Below are 19700 nucleotides of genomic sequence, written 5' to 3'. Positions count from 1 at the left end.
GGGCTCTCCTCACTTCGAGGAGAGCCCTGCGCGCGTCAGGCGGTGATCCTGTCGATCACGAGCGGGAGCACGTCCGGGTCACCGGCCGGCCCTACCTCGTAGGTGCCGTCGAGCGCCTCAAGGGCCCGCTCGAAGCGGGCCGTCTCGTCGGCGTACAGGGTCATCAGGCGCTGGCCCTCACGCACCCTGTCACCCGGCTTGGCGTGCAGCGTGATCCCCGCGCCGAAGGACACGGAGTCCTCCTTGCGTGCCCGGCCCGCGCCGAGGCGCCAGGCCGCGAGCCCTACCCCGTAGGCGTCCAGCCTCGTCAGCATCCCGTGCCGGGGCGCCGTGACCTCGACCATCTCGGCGGCCTTCGGCAGAGGGGCGTTCGGGTCGCCGCCCTGGGCGGTGATCATCCGACGCCAGGCGTCCATGGCCGAGCCGTCCTTGAGCGCGTCCTCGGGGTCCTTGCCGGAGATGCCGCCCGCGTCCAGCATCTCGCGCGCGAGCCGTACGGTCAGCTCCACCACATCGGACGGTCCGCCTCCGGCGAGGACCTCGACCGACTCCTCGACCTCAAGGGCGTTGCCCACGGCGAGGCCGAGCGGGCGGTCCATGGCCGTCAGCAGCGCCACCGTCGTGACCCCGTGGTCCGTGCCGAGGTCGACCATCGTACGAGCCAGCTCGCGGGCCGTCTCGACGCTCTTCATGAACGCGCCGGAGCCGACCTTGACGTCGAGCACCAGCGCGCCCGTCCCCTCGGCGATCTTCTTGGACATGATCGACGAGGCGATCAGCGGGATCGACTCGACCGTGCCGGTGACGTCGCGCAGCGCGTACAGCTTCTTGTCGGCCGGTGCGAGCCCGTCGCCGGCCGCGCAGATCACCGCGCCGGCCTCCCGCAGGACGGCGAGCATCTCGTCGTTCGAGAGGGACGCCCGCCAGCCCGGGATCGACTCCAGCTTGTCCAGCGTCCCCCCGGTGTGGCCAAGGCCCCGCCCGGACAGCTGGGGCACGTACGCCCCGCACGCGGCCACCAGCGGGGCCAGGGGCAGCGTGATCTTGTCTCCCACGCCGCCCGTGGAGTGCTTGTCCGTGGTCGGCCTGTCGAGCGCCGACCAGTCCATGCGTGAGCCGGACCTGATCATCGCCTCGGTCCACTGGCCGATCTCGCGGCGGCCCATCCCGTTGAGCAGGATCGCCATGGCCAGAGAGGACATCTGCTCGTCGGCGACCTCTCCCCGCGTGTAGGCGTCGACCACCCACGCGATCTGGTCCGCGGACAGCTCGCGGCCCTCCCGCTTGGTGACGATGACGTCGATCGCGTCCATCAAGAGCTCCCCGAAAAGTCGTCAGGTACGAAAGGTCAGGCGCCGCGGGACAGATCGTCCGGGCCGAAGGCGAACGGCAGGATGTCCGCCATTCTCCAGGGGCCCTCGGGGGTCTCCACCAGCAGCTCGGGCCCGCCGTGCTCGAAGAGCAGTTGCCGGCAGCGCCCGCAGGGCATGAGCAGCTCGCCGTGGCCGTCGACGCAGGTGAAGGCCACGAGCCTGCCGCCGCCCGACGCGTGGAGCGCGGAGACCAGGCCGCACTCCGCGCACAGCCCGAGACCGTAGGAGGCGTTCTCCACGTTGCACCCGGTGACCACGCGGCCGTCGTCCACCAGCGCGGCGGCGCCGACGGGGAACTTCGAGTACGGCGCGTACGCGTGGGCCATCGCCGCCACGGCTCGCCGCCGCAGCGCGTCCCAGTCGAGGTCGCTCATTTCGCCTGGCCCTTCCGGTAGGGAACGCCGTCCGCCGCCGGCATGCGCAGCCGCTGGGAGGCCAGCGACAGGACCAGCAGCGTGGTGAGGTGGGGAGTGAACGAGGTGAACTGCTCGGCCACGGTGTCGGTCACCGCGAAGACCGCGAACACCAGCACCGCGAAGACGCCGCTGATCAGCGCCGCGCGGTTCCTGTGCTGCTGTACGAGCTGGTAGACCGCGAAGGCGGCGAGCAGCATCGCGACCACCAGCAGCAGCGCGTGCACGGACGTGCCGCCCTGGCGGAGCTGGAGCGCGTCGGTGTACCCGAAGAGCAGCGCGCCGCCCGCGAGGCCGCCCGGCCGCCAGTTGCCGAAGATCATGGCGGCGAGGCCGATGAAGCCGCGGCCGCCCGTCTGGCCCTCGCGGTAGATGCCGGCGGCCACGATCGACAGGAAGGCGCCGCCGAGGCCGGCCAGCGCTCCGGAGATCACGACCGCGAGGTACTTGTAGTAGTACACGTTGACGCCGAGCGACTCGGCCGCCACGGGCCGCTCGCCGCACGCGCGCAGGCGCAGCCCGAAGGCCGTCCGCCAGAGCACGTAGAAGCTCAGCGGCACCAGCAGGATCGCCACGATCGTGAACAGCGAGACGTTCTGCGTCACGCCGCGGAGCACGCCCGCGATGTCGGACAGCAGGAACACGTGGGTGTTCTCCAGGTCCCGCAGCGGCACGCCGATGCCGGGGATGCTGACGTCCGTGACGGGCGGGATGCGCGGCGACTGGGTCTCGCCGCCGCCCTTCATGCCGGTGAAGACCAGCTTGGCGAGGTACTGGGTGACGCCCAGGCCGAGGATGTTGATGGCGACGCCGGAGATGATGTGGTCGACGCCGAACGTGACCGTGACCAGGGCGTGCAGCAGCCCGCCGAGCGCGCCGCCGATCGCTCCGGCGATGACGCCGGCCCACGGGGTGCCGAAGGTCAGGGCGCCCCAGGCCCCGCACCAGGTGCCGAGGATCATCATGCCTTCGAGGCCGATGTTGACCACTCCGGCGCGCTCGGACCACAGGCCGCCGAGGGCGGCGAGGCCGATGGGCACGGCGAGGCCGACGGCCGCGCCGATGGTGCCGCCCGAGGTGATGTCGTTCGCCCCGGTCACCACCCGGGCGATGGACATCATGACGAGCAACGCCAGCACGCCGAGCAGGAGCACCTGCCAGCTCAGGCGGAAGCGGCGAACCCGCGGTGGCGCGGGGGGCGCCGCGGAGATCTCGGAGACGGTCACGCCACCGCTCCTTCCACCGGTGCGGAGGCCTCCGCGGAAAGCTGCCTGCTCACCCGGCGCTGCTCGGCGGCGAGGCGGTACCGGTGGACCAGCTCGTAGGCGACGATGACCGAGAGCACGATGGTGCCCTGCATGATGATCACGATCTCCTTCGGGATGCCTTCGAGGTCCAGGATGTCCGAGGAGTTGTCGAGGAAACTCCAGAGCAGTGCGCCGATCGCGATGCCGGCCGGGTTGTTGCGGCCGAGGAGGGCGATGGCGATGCCGGTGAAGCCGAGGCCGGTCGGGAAGTCCAGGCTGTAGGAGTACGACGCGCCCAGCAACTGCGGCATGCCGACCAGCCCGGCGGCCGCACCCGACAGGATCATCGTCAGCAGGACCATCTTCTTGACGTTGACGCCGCTCGCGACCGCCGCTGACTCCGACCGCCCGGTGGCCCGCAGGTCGAACCCGAAGCGTGTCCAGTTGAACAGCACGTGGTACGCCAGGCCCAGAGCCACCGCCACGATGACGAACCCGAAGACCGGGGTCTTCGTGCCGGGGATGAGGTCGAACCCGGGGAACTGGCCGGACGGGGGGATCGGCTTGGTGCCGATGTTGTTGCTGCCCGACACCGCCACGGCGAGGCGGTCGGTGGTGAGCAGCCAGGCGCCGACCCCGGTCGCGATCGCGTTCAGCATGATCGTCGAGATGACCTCGCTGACGCCCCGGGTGACCTTGAGGAGTCCGGCGATGGACGCCCAGACGCCGCCCACGGCCACCGCGACGAGGATCGTGACCCCGACGTGCAGCGGGGCGGGGAGCACCAGCGCGCCGCCGACCGCGGCCGCGATCAGGGCGGCGAGACGGTACTGGCCGTCGACGCCGATGTTGAACAGGTTCATCCGGAACCCGATCGCGACGGCGAGCGCGGAGATGTAGTACGTCGTCGCGAGGTTGATGATCATCACGATCGTACGCGGCTGCGAGCCGTAGTCGAGCAGCAGCTTCATCGTCTCCAGCGGCGGATTGCCGGTCAGCTGAAGGACGATCGAGGTCACGATGCCGGCGAAGACGATGGCCAGCAGCGGGGCGGCGAGCCCCAGCAGGCCTCCGAGCCTCACCCTGCCGAGCAACCGGTCGGTGAACGACGAACTCATGCTTCCTCCCCGGCGTCGGTCGCTGCCGAGCCGAGTTGCTCAGTGGGCGTGTGGTCCCGGGCGCCGGTCATGGCGGATCCGAGCCGCTCGGGGGTCACGTCGGCGGGGTCGACGTCGGCGACCATGCGGCCTCGCAGGATCACCTTCAGGGAGTCGGACAGGCCGATCAGCTCGTCCAGGTCCGCCGAGATCAGCAGGACGGCGAGGCCGGCCGCGCGCGCGGTACGCAGGTGGTCCCAGATGGCGGCCTGCGCGCCGACGTCCACGCCGCGCGTCGGATGGGAGGCGATGAGCACGACCGGGTCGCCGCTCATCTCTCGTCCGACGATCAGCTTCTGCTGGTTGCCGCCGGACAGCGCGGCGGCGTCCACGTCGATGCCGGGGGTGCGGACGTCGTACTCCTGGACGATCCGCTGGGTGTCGGCGCGGGCTCCGGCCCGGTCGATCCACGGCCCCCTGACGTTGGGCCTGCGCGTCTGGTGGCCGAGGATGCGGTTCTCCCAGAGCGGGGCCTCCAGCAGCAGGCCGTGCCGCTGCCGGTCCTCGGGGATGTACCCGATGCCGCCCTCACGCCTGCGCAGGGTGGTCCACGCGGAGACGTCGGCGCCGCCGAGCGTGATCACGCCGTCCGCCGGGCGCATGCCCATGATGGCCTCGACCAGCTCCGCCTGCCCGTTGCCCTCGACGCCCGCGATGCCGAGCACCTCGCCCTTGTGGATGTCGAACGAGACGTCCTCCACGACCGCCCGTCCGTCCGGATTGCGTACGGTCAGGTTCCGCACGGCCAGCGCGACGTCGGCGGTGACCGTCGACTCGCGCGTCTCGGGGCTCGGCAGCTCGCTGCCGACCATCAGCTCGGCGAGCTGCCTGGCCGTGACGTCCTTGGGGTCGACGCTGGCGACGGTGGTGCCGCGCCGGATCACCGTGATCGCGTCGGCGACCGACAGCACCTCGTCGAGCTTGTGCGAGATGAAGATGATGGTCAGACCCTCGCGGACCAGGCCACGGAGGTTGTCGAAGAGCTCGTCGACCTCCTGCGGCACCAGCACGGCGGTCGGCTCGTCCAGGATGAGGATGCGCGCACCCCGGTAGAGGACCTTGAGGATCTCCACGCGCTGCCGCGCCCCGACGCCGAGGTCCTCGACCAGCGTGTCCGGGGTGACCCCGAGCCCGTAGGCGTCGGAGATCTCCTTGATCTTCCGGTGCGCCGCGGCGAAGTCGATGCCGGCCCCGCGCCTGCGCGGCTCGCTGCCGAGGATGATGTTCTCAAGGACGGTCAGGTTGTCCGCGAGCATGAAGTGCTGGTGCACCATGCCGATGCCGGCGGCGATGGCGTCACCCGGCGTGCGGAAGCCGACCGGGGAGCCGTCGACGCGGATCTCACCCTCGTCCGGCCGCTGCATGCCGTATAGGATCTTCATGAGAGTGGACTTGCCCGCGCCGTTCTCGCCGACGATGGCATGCACATGCCCTCGTCGCACGCTGAGACGGATATCGCGGTTGGCGACGACACCCGGGAATCTCTTGGTGATCCCCTCTAGCTCGACGGCGGGCTCGGTGGCGGTAGCCGAAGAAGTCGAAGTGCTGATGGCGGCCTCCTCCATGCGGATGGCCTCGAAGGCGGGACTGGCGAGCCTCGTGGGCGTGGCGGCCAGTCTTGTCCATGCGGGTGGCCTGGTGGCGTGACTGATGCGTGGCAGCCGGCCGTGGCGGCGGATCCGGTGAGCCCTTCGGGCACTGCGGCCGGCCTCGTGGGCGGTCAGAGGGCCTGTAACTGCGCACCAGCCGTCCTCGGGGGCCGACCGACGGCCTCGTGGGCGAAGCGGGTGAATCGACAGTAGTCCAGGGGGCCCGGTGAGACTGCCTCCGGACCCCCTGGAACCGCGATTATTCGGCGGGAACCTTGATCTCGCCGTTGATGATCTTCGTCTTGTACTCGTCGATCTTGTTCTTGATGTCGTCGACCTGGCCACCGGTGGTGGAGAAGTCGACGCCGCCCGCCTTGAGGTCGTAGGTCGTCGGACCGGCCTTGACCGTTCCGTCGGCGAAGCTCTTCAGGAAGTCGAACACCGCGACGTCGACCTTCTTGAGCATGGAGGTGAGGATGACGTCACGCACGCCCGCGTCGGCCGTGAGCGCCTGGTCGGAGTCGACGCCGATGGCGAAGGCCTTCGCCGCCTTGGCCGCCTCGAAGACGCCGCCGCCCGAGCCGCCCGCCGCCTGGTAGACGATGTCGGCGCCCGCGTCGTACATGCCCTGCGCCGCGGTCTTGCCCTTGGCCGGGTCGTTGAAGCCACCGAAGTCCGGCGGCTGGGTGAGGTACTTGACGTCGATCTTGATGTCCGGCTTGACCGCCTGGGCGCCCTTGGTGAAGCCCACCTCGAACTTCTTGATCAGCGGCACCTGCACGCCGCCGACGAAGCCGATGTGGTCCTTCTTCGTCTTCAGGGCGGCTGCGGCGCCCACCAGGAACGAGCCCTCGTTCTCGGCGAACACCAGGTTGGAGATGTTCGGGCCCTCGGCCCCGTCGTCGACGATCGCGAACTTGGTGTCGGGGAACTCGGCCGCGACCTTCTTGGTCGCCTCGGAGTAGGCGAAACCGACCGCGATGACCGGGTTGTAGCCGCCCTGGGCGAGCAGGCGGAGCCGCTGCTCCTTCTGGGCGCCGGTCTCGCCCGGGTTGGCCGAGAGCTCCTTGGTGTCGGCCAGCTTGAGCTCGGTCTTCGCCTTGTCCAGGCCCACCGCGGCGGCGTCGTTGAACGACTGGTCACCACGGCCGCCGATGTCGTACGCGAGGCCGACCTTGGCGCCGGTCGGCGCCGCCGCCGATGAGGCGCCCGACGCGGCGGGCGCCGCCGTCTCGGTGTCCGAAGTACTACTGCCTCCACATGCCGCGACGGCCATGAGCATGGCCCCCATCGCGGTCGTGGCTGCCAGCTTGCTTGCGTGAGTGCGGAGCAAGATGACCCCTCCCGTGTATCTTCGCCGTCCAACTTGTGTGCACGCGCGAAGGAACGCACGGCAACCCTGCACGGAAGATAGTTGTTTGACCGGTGTTGGCCAAACCGGCGCCCGGCTCCGAAACAGGTCCGTTATGCAGCTCACGCCGCCCTGTGACCTGCGAAACCGTGAGACGGGACGGCGGGGACGCCATTTCGGGCGCCCCCGCCGTACGGCGGAGCTCTGTCAGGCCGTGACCGGCTGTACGGCATCCTGGTCGGCGGAGGTGCGGTGCCCTTCCCAGAGCGCGGTGAGCGCCGTGGCCGCCATCACGCTGACGCCGACGCCGATGCAGCTCTCGTCCACGTCGAACGTGCCCTGGTGGATGTCGATCTGCCGGGTCTCCCCCGGCGCGCGCACGCCGAGCCTCGCGTACGCTCCGGGAACCGACTCCAGGTACCACCCGAAGTCCTCGCCGCCGAGGGACTGCGGGGTGGGCACCGTGGCGTCGGGGCCGAGCACCTGGCCGGCCGCGTCCCGCAGCATCTGGACGCTGGTCACCTCGTTGATGGTCGGCGGGACGCCGCGGATGTAGTTCATCTCGGCCTCCACGCCGTAGGCGATCGCGACCGAGTCGAGCAGCGACTTGAACAGGTCGGGCGCCTCGTGCCAGGCCTGCTCGTCCAGGCAGCGGATCGTGCCCTCGGCCAGGCCGTCGTCGGGGATGGCGTTGGCGACCGAACCGGCCTGGACGCGGCCCCACACCAGCGACAGCGAAGAGCGGGGGTCGACCCGCCTGCTCAGCGCGGCCGGCAGCTCGGTGACGATCTTGGCGAGCGCGAAGACCAGGTCGGCGGTCAGGTGCGGGCGGGCGGTGTGGCCGCCCGGCCCGGCGACGCGGACGCTGACCTTGTCGCAGGCCCCGGTGATCGGCCCTACCCGCAGGCCGACCCGGCCGACGTCGACCCGGGGGTCGCAGTGCAGGCCGAAGATGCGGTCGACACCGCTGATGCCGCCCGCCTCCAGCACCTTCAGTGCTCCGCCGGGCATGACCTCCTCGGCGGGCTGGAAGATCAGGCGGACCCGCCCGGGCAGCAGGCCGGCCGCCGCCTGCTCGGCCAGGAACAGGCCCGTGCCGAGGACGATCGACGTGTGCACGTCGTGCCCGCAGGCATGGCAGACGCCCGGGACGGTCGAGCGGTAGGGGACTTCCTTCTCGTCGGGGAGCGGCAGCGCGTCGATGTCGGCGCGCAGCGCGACGGTGGGGCCGTCACCGCTGCCGATGTCGCAGATCAGGCCGGTGCCGCGCGGGAGCGGCGTCGGCACGAGCCCGGCCTCGGAGAGCCGGGCGGCGATGCGCTCGGTGGTGCGGTGCTCCACGAACCCGAGCTCGGGGTGTGCGTGCAGGTCGCGCCGGAAGTCGATGAGGGACTCGTTGTTCACGTTCAGGAACGCGTCGAGTTCCCCCCGTAGATCACGTGCCGGCATGACCGATCGCCCCGTTCGACGTCCTCGAATTGGTGGTGACGAAGCGGTCTTCCGCAAGCTCGACGATCGTCGCGTCCACGATGTCGTCGAGGGTGCCGCCTCCGGAAAGGATCGCGCGCTGGCGCTCGCAGGAGTTGCCCTGCTCCACCACGTCGGCGATGGTCGCGAGCTCGTCGGGACAGCCGAGTCGCTCGGCCATCGGCGCGAGCTCGCGCGTGAGCTCGTACAGCATGTCTCTCATGGGCGCGGTCGAGCCGTGGTCGTCGGTGATGACGGCCGCGTCCAGCCCGTACCGGGTGGCGCGCCACTTGTTGTCGCGAACGACCCAGGGCGCGGGATGCGGCAGCCGGTACCCGCGGTCGAGCTGCTGGTCGAACTGCTGCACCAGGCACTGCGACAACGCCGTCACCATCCCGACCTCTCTCAGGGTCGGTATACCGTCGAACATTCGAATCTCAATCGTGCCGAAGTCAGGGTGCGGCCGGATATCCCACCACACCTCTTTGATGCTTTTGATGGTCCCCGCCCGCTTCAGGGTGTCCATGTACTCCTCGAACTCGGCCCAATCCGCCAGCATGTGCGGCGGTCCGGCCGTAGGCAGCGCGCCAAAAACGATGGCCCGGCTGGAGGCGAGTCCGGTGTCTTGACCGCCCCAGTACGGGCTGGAGGCCGTCAGCGCGAGGAAATGAGGCAGGTAGGCCGCAAGTGCGTTGACGATGGGGATGACTTTATCCCTTTCCCGTACCCCCACGTGGACATGTACGCCAAATGTTTGGATCCGCCATGCCAGCCACTGCATCTCCTCGACCAGCTCGGTGTACCGCTGGACGGGTGCGTAGACCGCCTCGCGCCAGTCGCTGATGGCGTGCGTTCCCGTGCAGGCCAGAGCCATGCCGCGCGTCTCGACCACCTCGCGCACGCGGTCGATGGTCGACTTGAGATCCTTCACGGCTTCCGACGCCGTGTGGCACACGTCCGTGATCACTTCGAGCTGGGACTGCATCAGCTCGTGCATGACCTTCGGGCGGGGGCTCTCGCTCAGCTCGGGGATGGCCTCCAGGACCTGGCGCGCGTCCTGTCGGAGCCGGCGAGTGTGCGTGTCGACAAGCTGGAGTTCCCATTCGACGCCCAGCGTCGGGCCGCGCGAAGGATTGAACTCAATTGTCACAGCACGCCTCCATGGGCAATGGTCTCAGGCCGAGTTTCCGCCGCCTAGCGAAATCGGCCAACCCTGCGGTCACCCCAGTTCGCCCCGAGTTACAGGTATCCAGGCATCGGCCACCAAACCGGAGATGGCACCCACGTATGCATGGTCAGCCGCAAAACGGTCGTTTACCATCTCTGCCCACGAAGGGGGGCTTATATGCGGGCGTCCCGCCGGGCGGAGCGCCACGCACGCCAGCCGATGGCCCCGATCACCAGGGCGAGGATCAGATTGACCGCGATCAGGATGCCGTGGACCACATAGAACGCCGTGGGATGGCCGTCGGCGAGGTTGAACCCGAGGTTGATCCACTCGAAGACCATGAAGGCGGCCAGGGCCAGGAGAAACCCGGCGACGCGTCGTGTCATCATCACCTCCTCCATCTTACCGCTCCGGCTTAATGACCAGCACCTTCACGATCTTTGTCGTGTCTTGCCCCACTTGAAAAGCGACAAAGCTACGCTGACTTCTCTATGGGGATGAAGCACGTAACAGCAGTCAGCGCGCTCGCGCTCGCCGGGGGGCTCACGCTGGTCACCCCCGCGCACGCGCGCGCCGCGTCCGACGACACCACGCCCATCGGCGGAATGCTGCTGGGCCGGCGCGGAGTAGTGGTCGACCCGGCGGCCAAGGCGCTACCCAAGACCGAGGCCTCCGCCTTCGTGGTGGCCGACGGGGACACCGGCGAGGTCCTGGCCGCCAAGGACCCCCACGGCCGCTACCTTCCCGCCAGCACGCTCAAGATCCTGACCGCCGTCACCCTGATCCCCCGGCTGAACAAGAACAAGACGATCTTGCCCAGCGCCGAGGCGTGCAACGTCGAGGGAAGCGCCGTGGGCCTGACCCAGCACAGGATCTACAAGGTCGACGACCTGTTCCGCGCGCTGATGATGGTCTCGGGCAACGACGCCGCCGTGGCGCTCGCCGAGACCAACGGCGGTGTCGCGCGGACCCTCGCCGACATGAACGCCGAGGCCAAGCGGCTCCAGGCGCTCGACACCGTCGCCAAGACGCCGAACGGCCTGGATGAGAACGGCCAGAGCAGCTCGGCGTACGACCTGGTGCTGATCGCGCGGGCCGGGCTGGCGAACCCGGACTTCCGCGAGTACGTCAGCACCAAACTCGCCGACTTCCCCGCCCCCGAGGGCAAGCACTACCAGATGGCCAACCACAACAAGCTTCTCGGCAAGTACCCCGGCATGATGGGGGTGAAGAACGGCTGGACGACCAAGGCGCTGGGCAGCTTCGTCGGGGCCGCCAAGCAGGACGGGCACACGATCATCGTCTCGGTGATGCGGCACGAGGGCTCGTTCTGGGAGGAGGTCAAGGAGCTGCTCGACTGGGGCTTCGCGGCCAGGGGCCACGTGACGCCCGTCGGAGCGCTGGTCGGCCCGGTCGTCCCGAAGGCCAAGCCGACCCGGCCCGTCGGCGGCCCTCCTAAGGCGGCTCCCGCCCCGGTCGAGCCGATCGTCGTGGGACAGGACTCGGCGATGGTCGGCATCGGCGCGCTGGTGGTGGCCGTGGGCCTGCTCGGCGGCGTGATCTGGGTCGTGTACGGCGTGCGGCGCCGCGTGCGCGTCGAGCGGCGGACCGAGCCGCCCGAGGTGTGAACCCTAGTCGTACTCGCTGGTGGGCATGGGTGTGGGCTCGGGTGGCGGCGTGCCGTCGGCGGTGGCCGTCCACGCCGCCACGTACAGCACCCAGCGCGCCGCGAGGTTGAGCCAGATGAGCAGGCCCACGATCACGGCGAACGCGCCGTAGATGGGGTTGCCCAGCGTGTGGGAGAGCAGCAGGGTGGCGAGCTGCTTGAGCACGCCGAACCCGATGGCGCCGAGCAGCGCCCCTTTGAGGAGCGTCTTGAGCGGCTTGCCCACCTTGGCCAGCCAGCCCAGGATGATCAGGAACACCAGCATGTCGGCCACGACGCCGATCAGCACCCCGGCGGTCGGGATCAGGGTCGCGGCGACGACGGAGCCGTCGAGCCCGAGCCATCCCAATATCGTGCCGGTGGCCTGGACGGCGACGCTCCCGACCACCACCGAGATCACCATCGTCAGCCCGATCAGCACGAGCGCCACGAGGTCGCGCAGCTTGCCCACGAACCAGTTCACCGGGGGCTCGCAGCTCACGCAGATGTCGTGGAGCGCGTCGCGCAGGGCGTCCACGGCGCCGATGCCCGCGTAGACCAGGCCCAGCAGGCCGATGACGCCGGCGCTCGTGCGGGCGCTGGAGAGCTGGTCGATGTGCAACTGGCCGGCCAGCCCGGGAAGCTGCCGGTTGATGGCGGCCTCAAGGGTCTCCAGCGCATGCGGATTGATCGTCACGACATAGCCGAACAGGGCGAACGCCAGCGCTATCACCGGGAAGAACGACAGGAACGCGAAGTACGTCACGGCGCCCGCCAGCCGGTCGCCCCGCTGGCTCTGATAGCGGTGGACGGTGCGGATCAGATGGTCGGCCCAGGGCCAGCGGACGCGGTAGTACTCGATCCGGACCCTGCCCCAGGCCTTGACGGCCTCGATCCTCTGGAGGAGCGAGGCCCACGCACTTCCCATCCTGCCCACCTACCCAGCAGACGTACGCTATGCGGACGGAGATGGTCACCGGAGAGATATCTCGCGAGCGCTCGATGACGGCGGCGCCATCGCCGGGCGCCGCCACAGGCGAGGGTCAGCCCCTCGGGACGAACCCGATGTGGTCGCGGACGGATTCCATGGTCTGGCGGGCGATCGCTCCCGCACGCCGCGCCCCGACCGCGAGCAGCCGGTCGAGCTCGGCCTCGTCCAACAGGAGCTTCTCGGTGCGCTCGCGGATCGGCGCGAAGGTGTCGACGATCACCTCGGCGACGTCCTTCTTGAACGCGCCGTAGCCGAGCCCCGCGTAGCGCGCCTCCAGCTCGGGGATGGGCGTGCCGGTGAGGACCGACTGGATGCGCAAGAGGTTCGTGACCCCGGGCTTGTTCTCGGGGTCGGCGATGACCTCCGAGCCGGTGTCGGTCACCGCGCGCATGACCTTCTTGCGCAGCGGCCCCGGCTCCTCCAGCACCTCCAGGATGCCCTGGGGGCTGGAGGACGACTTGGACATCTTCGCCAGGGGATCCTGGAGGTCGGCGATCTTCTCGACCTCCTTGGGGATGTACGGCGACGGGACGTTGAAGGTCTGGCCGTAGCGGCTGTTGAACCGCTGGGCGAGGTCACGGGTGAGCTCGAGGTGCTGCTTCTGGTCGGCGCCCACCGGCACCTGGTCGGCCTGGTACATCAGGATGTCGGCCGCCTGGAGGATGGGATAGGTGAACAGGCCCACGCTGGCCGAGGTCTCGCCGTACCTCGCGGCCTTGTCCTTGAACTGCGTCATGCGGGCGGCCTCGCCCATGCCGGTGTTGCAGATCAGGATCCAGGCCAGCTCGCTGTGCTCGCGGATGTGGCTCTGCACGAACAGCGTGCTGCGCTCGGGGTCGATGCCGGCGCCGAACAGCTGGGCGGCGGAGACGCGGGTGCGGCGGCGCAGCTCGGCGGCCGAGGGGCTCACCGTGATCGCGTGCAGGTCGGCGATGAAGTAGAAGGCGTCGTGCGTCTCCTGCATGTCGATCCACTGGCGGACGGCACCGAGGTAGTTGCCCAGGTGGAACGAGTCAGCGGTGGGCTGGATGCCGGAGAGAACACGAGGTCTGGCCATAGCACATAATTCTGTCAGGACTCCGAGGTGGTCTGCGACTTCTCCCTCAGGACTCCGCGGTGTCCTCGTCGTCCGCGGGCACGACTTTCCTGATCACGCGCACCCTGCCCACCCTGCGGCCGTCCATCTCGGTGACGACCAGCGAGCAGGCCGGCCGCTCCACCCGCTCCCCCGTCTCGGGGAGGTGGCCGAGCGCGGCCATGACGTAGCCGCCGAGCGTCTCGTACGGGCCCTCGTCGAGCCGGATGCCGGTCTCGCTCGCGAAGTCGTCGAGGTTGATCAGGCCCTCGATCTCGATCTCCCCCGCCACCAGCCGCACCGACTGCCCGTCGGCGTCGTACTCGTCACGGATGTCGCCGGTGAGCTGCTCGACCAGGTCTTCCATGGTCACGATGCCGGCCGTGCCGCCGTACTCGTCGACGACGATCGCGAGGTGCTGGCCGTCGTCGCGCATCTCGGTGAGCGTGGGAAGCACCCGCTTGGTGGCGGGCAGCAGCTTGACCGGCCTGATGGGCACCAGCTCGCTGATCGGCTCGATGCTCCCGGTGAGCACCGGATCGAGCAGATCACGTACGTGGACGAACCCCACGATGTTGTCGTAGGAGTCGCGGTACACCGGGAACCGCGAGTGGGGCATCGCCGCGGCCAGGATCGCGGCCTCGGCCAGGGGCGTGTCCGCGGACATGAACTCCACCTCGGTGCGCGGCAGCATCACCTCTCTGAGATGACGCTTGCCCGCCGTGAACACCTCGTCGATCAGGTCCCGCTCGTCCTTGGTGAGCTCCTGGTGGCCGACGACCATGTCCCGGAGCTCCTCGGTGGTCATCGCGGCGCGGTCGGCGTGGGGATTGCCCCCGAGGAGCCGCACCACCCCGTCGGTCGACTTGGACAGCACCCAGATCACCGGCCGCGAGAGCGAGGCCAGCCGGTCGAGGAAGGGGGCGACCAGCAGCGAGAGCCCTTCGGCACGCTGCCTGGCGAGCCGCTTGGGCGCCAGCTCGCCGAGCACGAGGGTGACGAAGGCGATGGCGAGCGTCACCACCACGAGCGACAGCGGCCGTACGGCTCCGGCGGGCACCCAGGACTTGGCGATGAGCGGCTCCAGCTGGCCCGCCAGGGTGTCGGCCCCGACCGCCGCCGACAGCACAGTGGCCACGGTCATGCCGATCTGCACGGCCGAAAGGAAGCGGTTCGGGTCGCGGGCCAGCTTGGCCACGCGTGAACCCCGCCTGCCCTCCGCCGCGAGCTTGCGGACCTGGCTCTCACGCAGGGAGACCATGGCCATCTCGGCGGCCGCGAAGAACCCGCCGATCAGGACGAAGACCAGGACGAGGACGATGTTCGCCGCGACGTTGTGCACGTCGATCGATGTCCGTTCGAATGAGGCTCACATGATGATCTGGTCAGCGTACCGGCTGTGCTTTATCTCGCCATCGTCGCGCGGCGCGTAAGCTGGGCTGTGAGCGTACAAAATCGCACACGATCCAACACGTCCGCACAGATGGGTGGGTACAAGTGAAGCTACTGGTAACCGGGGGCGCGGGTTACGTCGGAAGCGCCGTGGCCGCACAGCTCGTCGAGACCGGTCACGAGGTTACCGTCCTCGACGACCTTTCCACAGGTCACGCGGACGCGGTGCCGACAGGCGCTTCCTTCGTCGAAGGCTCTGTCACCGAGGCGGCGGGCGTCCTCGCGCAGGGGTTCGACGGCGTGCTGCACTTCGCCGCGCGGTCGCTCGTCGGCGAGTCGGTGGAGAAGCCCGGGCTCTACTGGTCCAGCAATCTCGGCGGCACGCTCGCCCTGCTCGAAGCGATGCGCGTGCACGGCGTGCGGCGCATCGTCTTCTCCTCCACCGCGGCGACGTACGGCGAGCCCGAGGGCACCCCGATCGTCGAGACCGACCCCACCCGTCCCACCAATCCGTACGGGGCGTCCAAGCTCGCGGTCGACACGACGCTGACCGCCTTCGCCGGCCTGCACGGCCTCGGAGCGGTCAGCCTGCGCTACTTCAACGTGGCGGGCGCCTTCACCGCCGCCGACGGCCGGGTCTACGGCGAGCGTCACGCCGTGGAGACCCACCTCATCCCCAACGTGCTGGCCGTCGCCCTCGGCCGGCGCGAGTCGGTGAACGTCTTCGGCACTGACTACCCGACCCCCGACGGCACCTGTGTCCGCGACTACGTCCATGTCACCGACCTCGCGCGGGCCCACCTGCTGGCCCTCGACTCCTGCCGGCCCGGCGCCCACAAGATCTACAACCTGGGCAGCGGCACGGGGTTCTCGGTGCAGGAGGTCATCGCGGTCTGCCGTGAGGTCACGGGTCACCCGATCCCCACCGTGGTCGGCGAGCGCCGGGCGGGCGATCCCGCGGTGCTCGTGGCCTCCTCGGAGCGCATCCAGCGTGAGCTCGGCTGGAAGGCCGAGCACGCCGACCTGCGCACCATCGTCGCCGACGCCTGGTCCGCCCTCACCCGCTGACCCGGACACAGATGAAATCGAGTCACGTTCTGCGAAAGAGGTATCTCGCTCCGTCATCTGTGGTGAGATCTCATACGTGATGAAAGCTGCAAGCTTTTCACCTTTTGCGGTGAAGGTGGCGCTCGCTGGCCTCATCGTGTTCTGTGCCATGCTGGCCGCGGCCGGCGCGGTGTTCGCCACCACGGTCCCAGGGGACGATGCCGGTCACGGCCAGTGCACCGCGCACTCCCGGTAGGCGGCGCCGGCGGCTAGCCGTGCCGCAGGGAGACCCGCATGCGGGCCTGGTTGTTGGCCGGGCGGCGGTCCCCGACGCGCGCGGAGTAGACCGTGGCCTCCGTGTCCACCTCGCGCGACCCCCGTCGGGGCATGCGGAAGACCAGGCTGAGCGTCCCGCGCGCCCCGGACCTTATCGGCCGCAGCGCGCAGCCCAACCGCCCGTGCCGCTTCGCGCACCGGGCGCCACGGGCGGAGAGGAACCGCGCGCCGTGCTCGGTGAAGTAGACACGCGCGTCGCGTACGGGCCCCGGCCCGCTGTTGCGCACCGCCGCCCTGACGGTGAAGCGCTCCCCCGGCTTGGCGCTCCCCTTCGCGGGCGAGAGCCGCACGGCGAGATCGGCCCCCTCGCCCACCTTCGTCAGCACTTCGGCGCGGTTGTCGGCCTCGTTCCCGTCGACCACCTCTGAGGTCAGCCGGGCGGACGCGTGGAGGGGGCCGCGCGCGCCCGTACCGACCACTCCAAGGATCGTCACCGCGCCCGAGTCACCGGCCTGGATGTCGGTCGGCGACGGGCAGACCACCTCGTGCTGGGACGCCCCCGGATGGCAGGAGGTGACGTTGACGGCGGTGATGTCCACCTGGTCCGGCATGGTGATCGTCAGCACGGGCAGCACCGCGTCGCCCGGCCCGGCGTTGCGCACCTTCACCTCGTAGGAGAGCCACTGCCCCGGCTGTGCCACCCGTGGCGAGGCGGTGAGGCGCACCGACAGGTCCGCCCCTCCTCCCCACAGTCTCTGCGAGTGCCTGGATGAGACGTTCACCACGGCCGGAGCACCCGAGACGACGAGCAAGACGAGACCGGCGGCGATGCCCGCCGAGAACAGACCCATAGATGTGCGACCCCCATACGTTCGAGATCAATTGAACGCCGCGGGGGTCGCGCCGTGCCCGCCCGACACGCATCCCCCATGCAGGCGAATCCCACCTGAGGGCAAAGATTGGTCACCGGTCGGCTCCGGTCACTCCACGACCGGAGCCGTACGGACCCCGAGCCTGGGGACGGGCGAGCCCGCACAGCACCGAGCCCACCAGGAAGACCACGATGCCGATGAGCAGCAACGGCTTGCGCCCGTAGGCGTCGGAGAGCCTGCCGTACAGGGGGACCGTGACCGTCGAGGTCAGCAGATACGCGGTGACGACCCAGGTGTACAGCCCCGCGCCGCCCAATTCGGCGGTGATGCGGGGTAACGCGGTGCCGACGATCGTCTGGTCGAGCTCGCGAGGAACAGAGGCGAAGCTGGAGGATCTGCAGGCGCTACGGGCGGGCAAGCACGCCCAGGTCGCTCCCGGGCAGGCCAAGATCGGCAGCTACGCCCTCGACCTCGGCATCAGGAACGCCCTCACCACCCTGGCCTGGGCCAGGGACACCGCCGCCTCCATCGACCCTGGCCTCCCCCCGGAAGCGCCGGACCCGGCCTAGCCGCAACTCGCGGGCGCGGGCCTCGCCGTCTCCGCGGCGAAGCCGACCTTCCCGAAGTACTTGCCTAACACGGCCTTGACGGTCCCGTCCGCGTACATCTGGGCGATGGCGGCCCGCACCGCCTTACACGTCCTGACGTCGCCCTTCTTGACCGCCACGGCGTACCGCTCGTCGGTCAGCCTGGCGCCCAGCACCTTGTAGCGGATGCTCTCGCGGTTGGCGAACCCCGCCAGCAGCAGGTCGTCGCCGGGAACGGCGTCCACCTTGCCCGCGCGCAGCAGGTTCATGCAGTCGGCGTAGGTGTCCGCGTAGACGAGCTGCACCTTGACCGCGTCCTGGACGATGCCGGTCGACATGCTCGACCCCGGGGAGCACATCTTGTGCCCCTCCAGGTCGGCCACCTTGGCGTAGGGGTCGCCGTCCCGCACGAGCACGTCGACGTGGGCGGTGTAGTACGGCCCGGCGAACGTGACCTGGTTGTTGTCGTTGATCGGATAGGTCGCGATCACCAGGTCGGCCTTGCCCGAGTTCAGGAGGGACACCCGCTCGGCCATGCTGGACGCCTGATAGGTGATGCCACTACGGGGGACGCCGAGCTGCTTGGCGATGTAGGCGCCGACCTCCACCTCGAAACCGTGCCACTCTCCCCCGTCGCTGAGGGCGATGCCCGGCACGAGGTCGCGCATGGCGATGGTCAGCTTGTGCGTCCTGGCCGCCTTGTCGAAGACCGAGGAGTACGTCGGGGGCGTGTCGGGCGTCCGGCCGGGCGCGCTCGCCTGGCGGGTCGTGCCGGAGAGGGCGGAGGTGAAGCCCGGCCCCCACTGCCTGACGGCCAGGGCGCCGCCGCCCGCGAGCACCATCACGGCGGCCGCGGCGGCGATCCACCTGCCCCTGCGAGGACGCCTGCGCGGCGCCTCCCCGGCGGGAGCGCCGGCCGGGGGAACGCCGGACCGTCCGGACGCGGCGTCGCTCGTGCCTCCCCGGCCCCTCCACCCGGATCCGAGCGTCTCGCGGCCGGCCAGCTCCGCGCCCTGGCTGAGCACGGCGGTGGACGCGCCCACCGCCTCGGCGTGGCCGAGCAGGCGGAGCAGGATCTGGTCGGCGGAGGGCCTGGCGTCCGGCGCCTTGTGCAGGCAGGAGCGCACCACCCCGCGCAGCGGCTCGGGGAGGTCGCTCAGGTCGGCCTCGTGGTTGAGCACGCGGTTCAGGACCACGGCGATGGAGTTGCCGCCGAACGGCACAGATCCGGTGGCCGCGAACGCGACCGTCGAGCCCCAGGCGAACACGTCGGCGGGCGGCCCCACCTCGCCCCCGGAGATCTGCTCGGGCGCCATGTAGGCGGGCGTGCCGACGGCCCTGCTGGTGATCGTGCCCGTGGAGTCGAGGATGCGCGCGATGCCGAAGTCGACCACCCGCGGCCCGTCGGCCGCCATGAGCACGTTGTCGGGCTTGAAGTCGCGGTGCACGATGCCGGCGTGGTGGATGGCCGTGAGCGCCGTGGCCGTGCCGACCGCGAGGCGCTCCAGCTTGCTGCCCGACAACGGCCCCGTGGCCTCTACGGTCTCGCGCAGCGACCGCCCCTCGATGTACTCGCTGGCGATGTACGGCGTGTCACCGTCGAGGTCAGCGGCGATCACCCGGGCGGTGCAGAACGAGGCGACCCGCTCGGCGGCCTTGAGCTCGCGCGCGAAGCGCGACCTCGCCGTCAGGTCGCCGGAGAACTTGACGTGCAGCAACTTGACCGCCGCGCTCTCACCGGCGTCGCTTGTGCCGAGGTAGACGACCCCCTGACCGCCCTCCCCGATGCGCCCGGCGAGTTTGAAAGGGCCCAGCTGCCGGGGATCCCCCCGTCCGAGCGGCCCGAGCTCCGGCATTCCCGTCCCCGTGATTCCTCAAGTGTCGACCATGAGAACTTTACGGCCCCTTGGTGTCCTTACAGGGAACCGAGACCACGCCGTAACCTCCCATGTCGGCCCAACCGGCCCCAACGACGCGAAAGGCCGCCCCCCCGCCAACCCGCGGGGGGCCCCCCAGGAAGGGAGAGAACCCCGCAGATAAACCAGCACCC

19 protein-coding genes are annotated in these 19700 nt (G+C 69.9%); 4 read left to right on the top strand and 15 right to left on the bottom strand.

Going from position 1 to position 19700, the window contains the following annotated elements:
* Window positions 1–35 precede the first annotated feature (35 nt).
* From AB0O34_RS31560 to AB0O34_RS31540, 5 genes are read right to left on the bottom strand one after another with little or no spacing between them, the layout of a single operon-like run.
* On the bottom strand, window positions 36–1313 hold the full coding sequence (locus AB0O34_RS31560; RefSeq protein ID WP_363921678.1) for a thymidine phosphorylase: 1278 nt from the start codon (window positions 1311–1313) through the stop codon (window positions 36–38).
* Window positions 1314–1348: 35 nt separating this feature from the next.
* Complete coding sequence (locus AB0O34_RS31555) at window positions 1349–1747, bottom strand: cytidine deaminase (protein ID WP_363921676.1); 399 nt, start codon at window positions 1745–1747, stop codon at window positions 1349–1351.
* Window positions 1744–3012, bottom strand: coding sequence for an ABC transporter permease (locus AB0O34_RS31550; protein ID WP_363921674.1), 1269 nt, complete (start codon window positions 3010–3012; stop codon window positions 1744–1746). The genes AB0O34_RS31555 and AB0O34_RS31550 overlap by 4 nt, the downstream gene beginning before the upstream one ends.
* Window positions 3009–4151 carry an ABC transporter permease gene (locus AB0O34_RS31545; protein ID WP_363921672.1) on the bottom strand — a complete coding sequence of 381 codons (1143 nt, stop codon included), beginning with the start codon at window positions 4149–4151 and terminating at the stop codon, window positions 3009–3011. Before AB0O34_RS31545 ends, AB0O34_RS31550 begins: the two co-directional genes overlap by 4 nt.
* Window positions 4148–5755: an ABC transporter ATP-binding protein gene (locus AB0O34_RS31540; RefSeq protein ID WP_363921670.1), complete on the bottom strand. Its 1608-nt coding sequence runs from the start codon at window positions 5753–5755 to the stop codon at window positions 4148–4150. The genes AB0O34_RS31545 and AB0O34_RS31540 overlap by 4 nt, the downstream gene beginning before the upstream one ends.
* Here AB0O34_RS31540 and AB0O34_RS31535 point away from each other — a divergent pair.
* Window positions 5709–5837 carry a hypothetical protein gene (locus AB0O34_RS31535; RefSeq protein ID WP_363921680.1) on the top strand — a complete coding sequence of 43 codons (129 nt, stop codon included), beginning with the start codon at window positions 5709–5711 and terminating at the stop codon, window positions 5835–5837. The two genes, AB0O34_RS31540 and AB0O34_RS31535, sit on opposite strands and share 47 nt — an antisense overlap.
* Window positions 5838–6038: 201 nt before the next feature.
* On the opposite strand, the gene AB0O34_RS31530 is transcribed toward AB0O34_RS31535, so the two are convergent.
* The 4 genes from AB0O34_RS31530 to AB0O34_RS31515 all read right to left on the bottom strand — a co-directional run bounded on the left by AB0O34_RS31530 (window position 6039) and on the right by AB0O34_RS31515 (window position 10154).
* Window positions 6039–7112, bottom strand: coding sequence for a BMP family ABC transporter substrate-binding protein (locus tag AB0O34_RS31530; RefSeq protein WP_363921668.1), 1074 nt, complete (start codon window positions 7110–7112; stop codon window positions 6039–6041).
* A 225-nt stretch (window positions 7113–7337) separates the two neighbouring features.
* Window positions 7338–8579: a M20 family metallopeptidase gene (locus tag AB0O34_RS31525; RefSeq protein ID WP_363921666.1), complete on the bottom strand. Its 1242-nt coding sequence runs from the start codon at window positions 8577–8579 to the stop codon at window positions 7338–7340.
* The gene (locus tag AB0O34_RS31520) at window positions 8566–9747 is read right to left on the bottom strand and encodes a glutamate--cysteine ligase (protein WP_363921664.1); all 1182 of its coding nucleotides are present in this window, start codon (window positions 9745–9747) and stop codon (window positions 8566–8568) included. The genes AB0O34_RS31525 and AB0O34_RS31520 overlap by 14 nt, the downstream gene beginning before the upstream one ends.
* Window positions 9748–9938: 191 nt before the next feature.
* Window positions 9939–10154: a hypothetical protein gene (locus AB0O34_RS31515; RefSeq protein ID WP_363921662.1), complete on the bottom strand. Its 216-nt coding sequence runs from the start codon at window positions 10152–10154 to the stop codon at window positions 9939–9941.
* 108 nt (window positions 10155–10262) lie between these two features.
* On the opposite strand from AB0O34_RS31515, the gene AB0O34_RS31510 reads away from it, so the two are divergent.
* Window positions 10263–11393 carry a D-alanyl-D-alanine carboxypeptidase gene (locus AB0O34_RS31510; protein WP_363921660.1) on the top strand — a complete coding sequence of 377 codons (1131 nt, stop codon included), beginning with the start codon at window positions 10263–10265 and terminating at the stop codon, window positions 11391–11393.
* Between the two features lie 3 nt (window positions 11394–11396).
* On the opposite strand, the gene AB0O34_RS31505 is transcribed toward AB0O34_RS31510, so the two are convergent.
* The 3 genes from AB0O34_RS31505 to AB0O34_RS31495 form a co-directional block, all read right to left on the bottom strand.
* Window positions 11397–12338 (bottom strand): YihY/virulence factor BrkB family protein, encoded by a 942-nt coding sequence (locus tag AB0O34_RS31505; RefSeq protein WP_363921658.1) that lies wholly within the window; start codon window positions 12336–12338, stop codon window positions 11397–11399.
* 115 nt (window positions 12339–12453) lie between these two features.
* Entirely contained in the window at window positions 12454–13458 is a 1005-nt protein-coding gene (gene trpS / locus AB0O34_RS31500; protein WP_363921656.1) for a tryptophan--tRNA ligase, read from the bottom strand.
* A 46-nt stretch (window positions 13459–13504) separates the two neighbouring features.
* On the bottom strand, window positions 13505–14818 hold the full coding sequence (locus AB0O34_RS31495) for a hemolysin family protein (protein ID WP_363921654.1): 1314 nt from the start codon (window positions 14816–14818) through the stop codon (window positions 13505–13507).
* 155 nt (window positions 14819–14973) lie between these two features.
* Here AB0O34_RS31495 and galE point away from each other — a divergent pair, with 155 nt between their 5' ends.
* Window positions 14974–15936: a UDP-glucose 4-epimerase GalE gene (gene galE / locus AB0O34_RS31490; protein ID WP_363921652.1), complete on the top strand. Its 963-nt coding sequence runs from the start codon at window positions 14974–14976 to the stop codon at window positions 15934–15936.
* A gap of 248 nt (window positions 15937–16184) precedes the next feature.
* Here the strand turns inward: galE and AB0O34_RS31485 are convergent, their stop codons facing one another.
* Together AB0O34_RS31485 and AB0O34_RS31480 are read right to left on the bottom strand one after the other, a co-directional pair.
* Window positions 16185–17042, bottom strand: a complete 858-nt coding sequence (locus AB0O34_RS31485) for a hypothetical protein (protein ID WP_363921650.1) — start codon at window positions 17040–17042, stop codon at window positions 16185–16187.
* A gap of 112 nt (window positions 17043–17154) precedes the next feature.
* Entirely contained in the window at window positions 17155–17379 is a 225-nt protein-coding gene (locus tag AB0O34_RS31480) for an MFS transporter (RefSeq protein WP_363921648.1), read from the bottom strand.
* A 25-nt stretch (window positions 17380–17404) separates the two neighbouring features.
* Here AB0O34_RS31480 and AB0O34_RS31475 point away from each other — a divergent pair, with 25 nt between their 5' ends.
* Window positions 17405–17632 (top strand): hypothetical protein, encoded by a 228-nt coding sequence (locus AB0O34_RS31475; protein ID WP_363921646.1) that lies wholly within the window; start codon window positions 17405–17407, stop codon window positions 17630–17632.
* Here the strand turns inward: AB0O34_RS31475 and AB0O34_RS31470 are convergent.
* The gene (locus tag AB0O34_RS31470) at window positions 17629–19506 is read right to left on the bottom strand and encodes a serine/threonine-protein kinase (RefSeq protein ID WP_363921644.1); all 1878 of its coding nucleotides are present in this window, start codon (window positions 19504–19506) and stop codon (window positions 17629–17631) included. The genes AB0O34_RS31475 and AB0O34_RS31470 overlap by 4 nt on opposite strands.
* Window positions 19507–19700: the final 194 nt, after the last annotated feature.

The organism is Sphaerisporangium sp. NPDC088356 (assembly GCF_040685555.1).
GTDB lineage: Bacteria > Actinomycetota > Actinomycetes > Streptosporangiales > Streptosporangiaceae > Sphaerisporangium.
The sequence above is the reverse complement of the archived record's forward strand: the minus strand, read 5'-3'. Positions and strand labels throughout refer to the sequence as shown.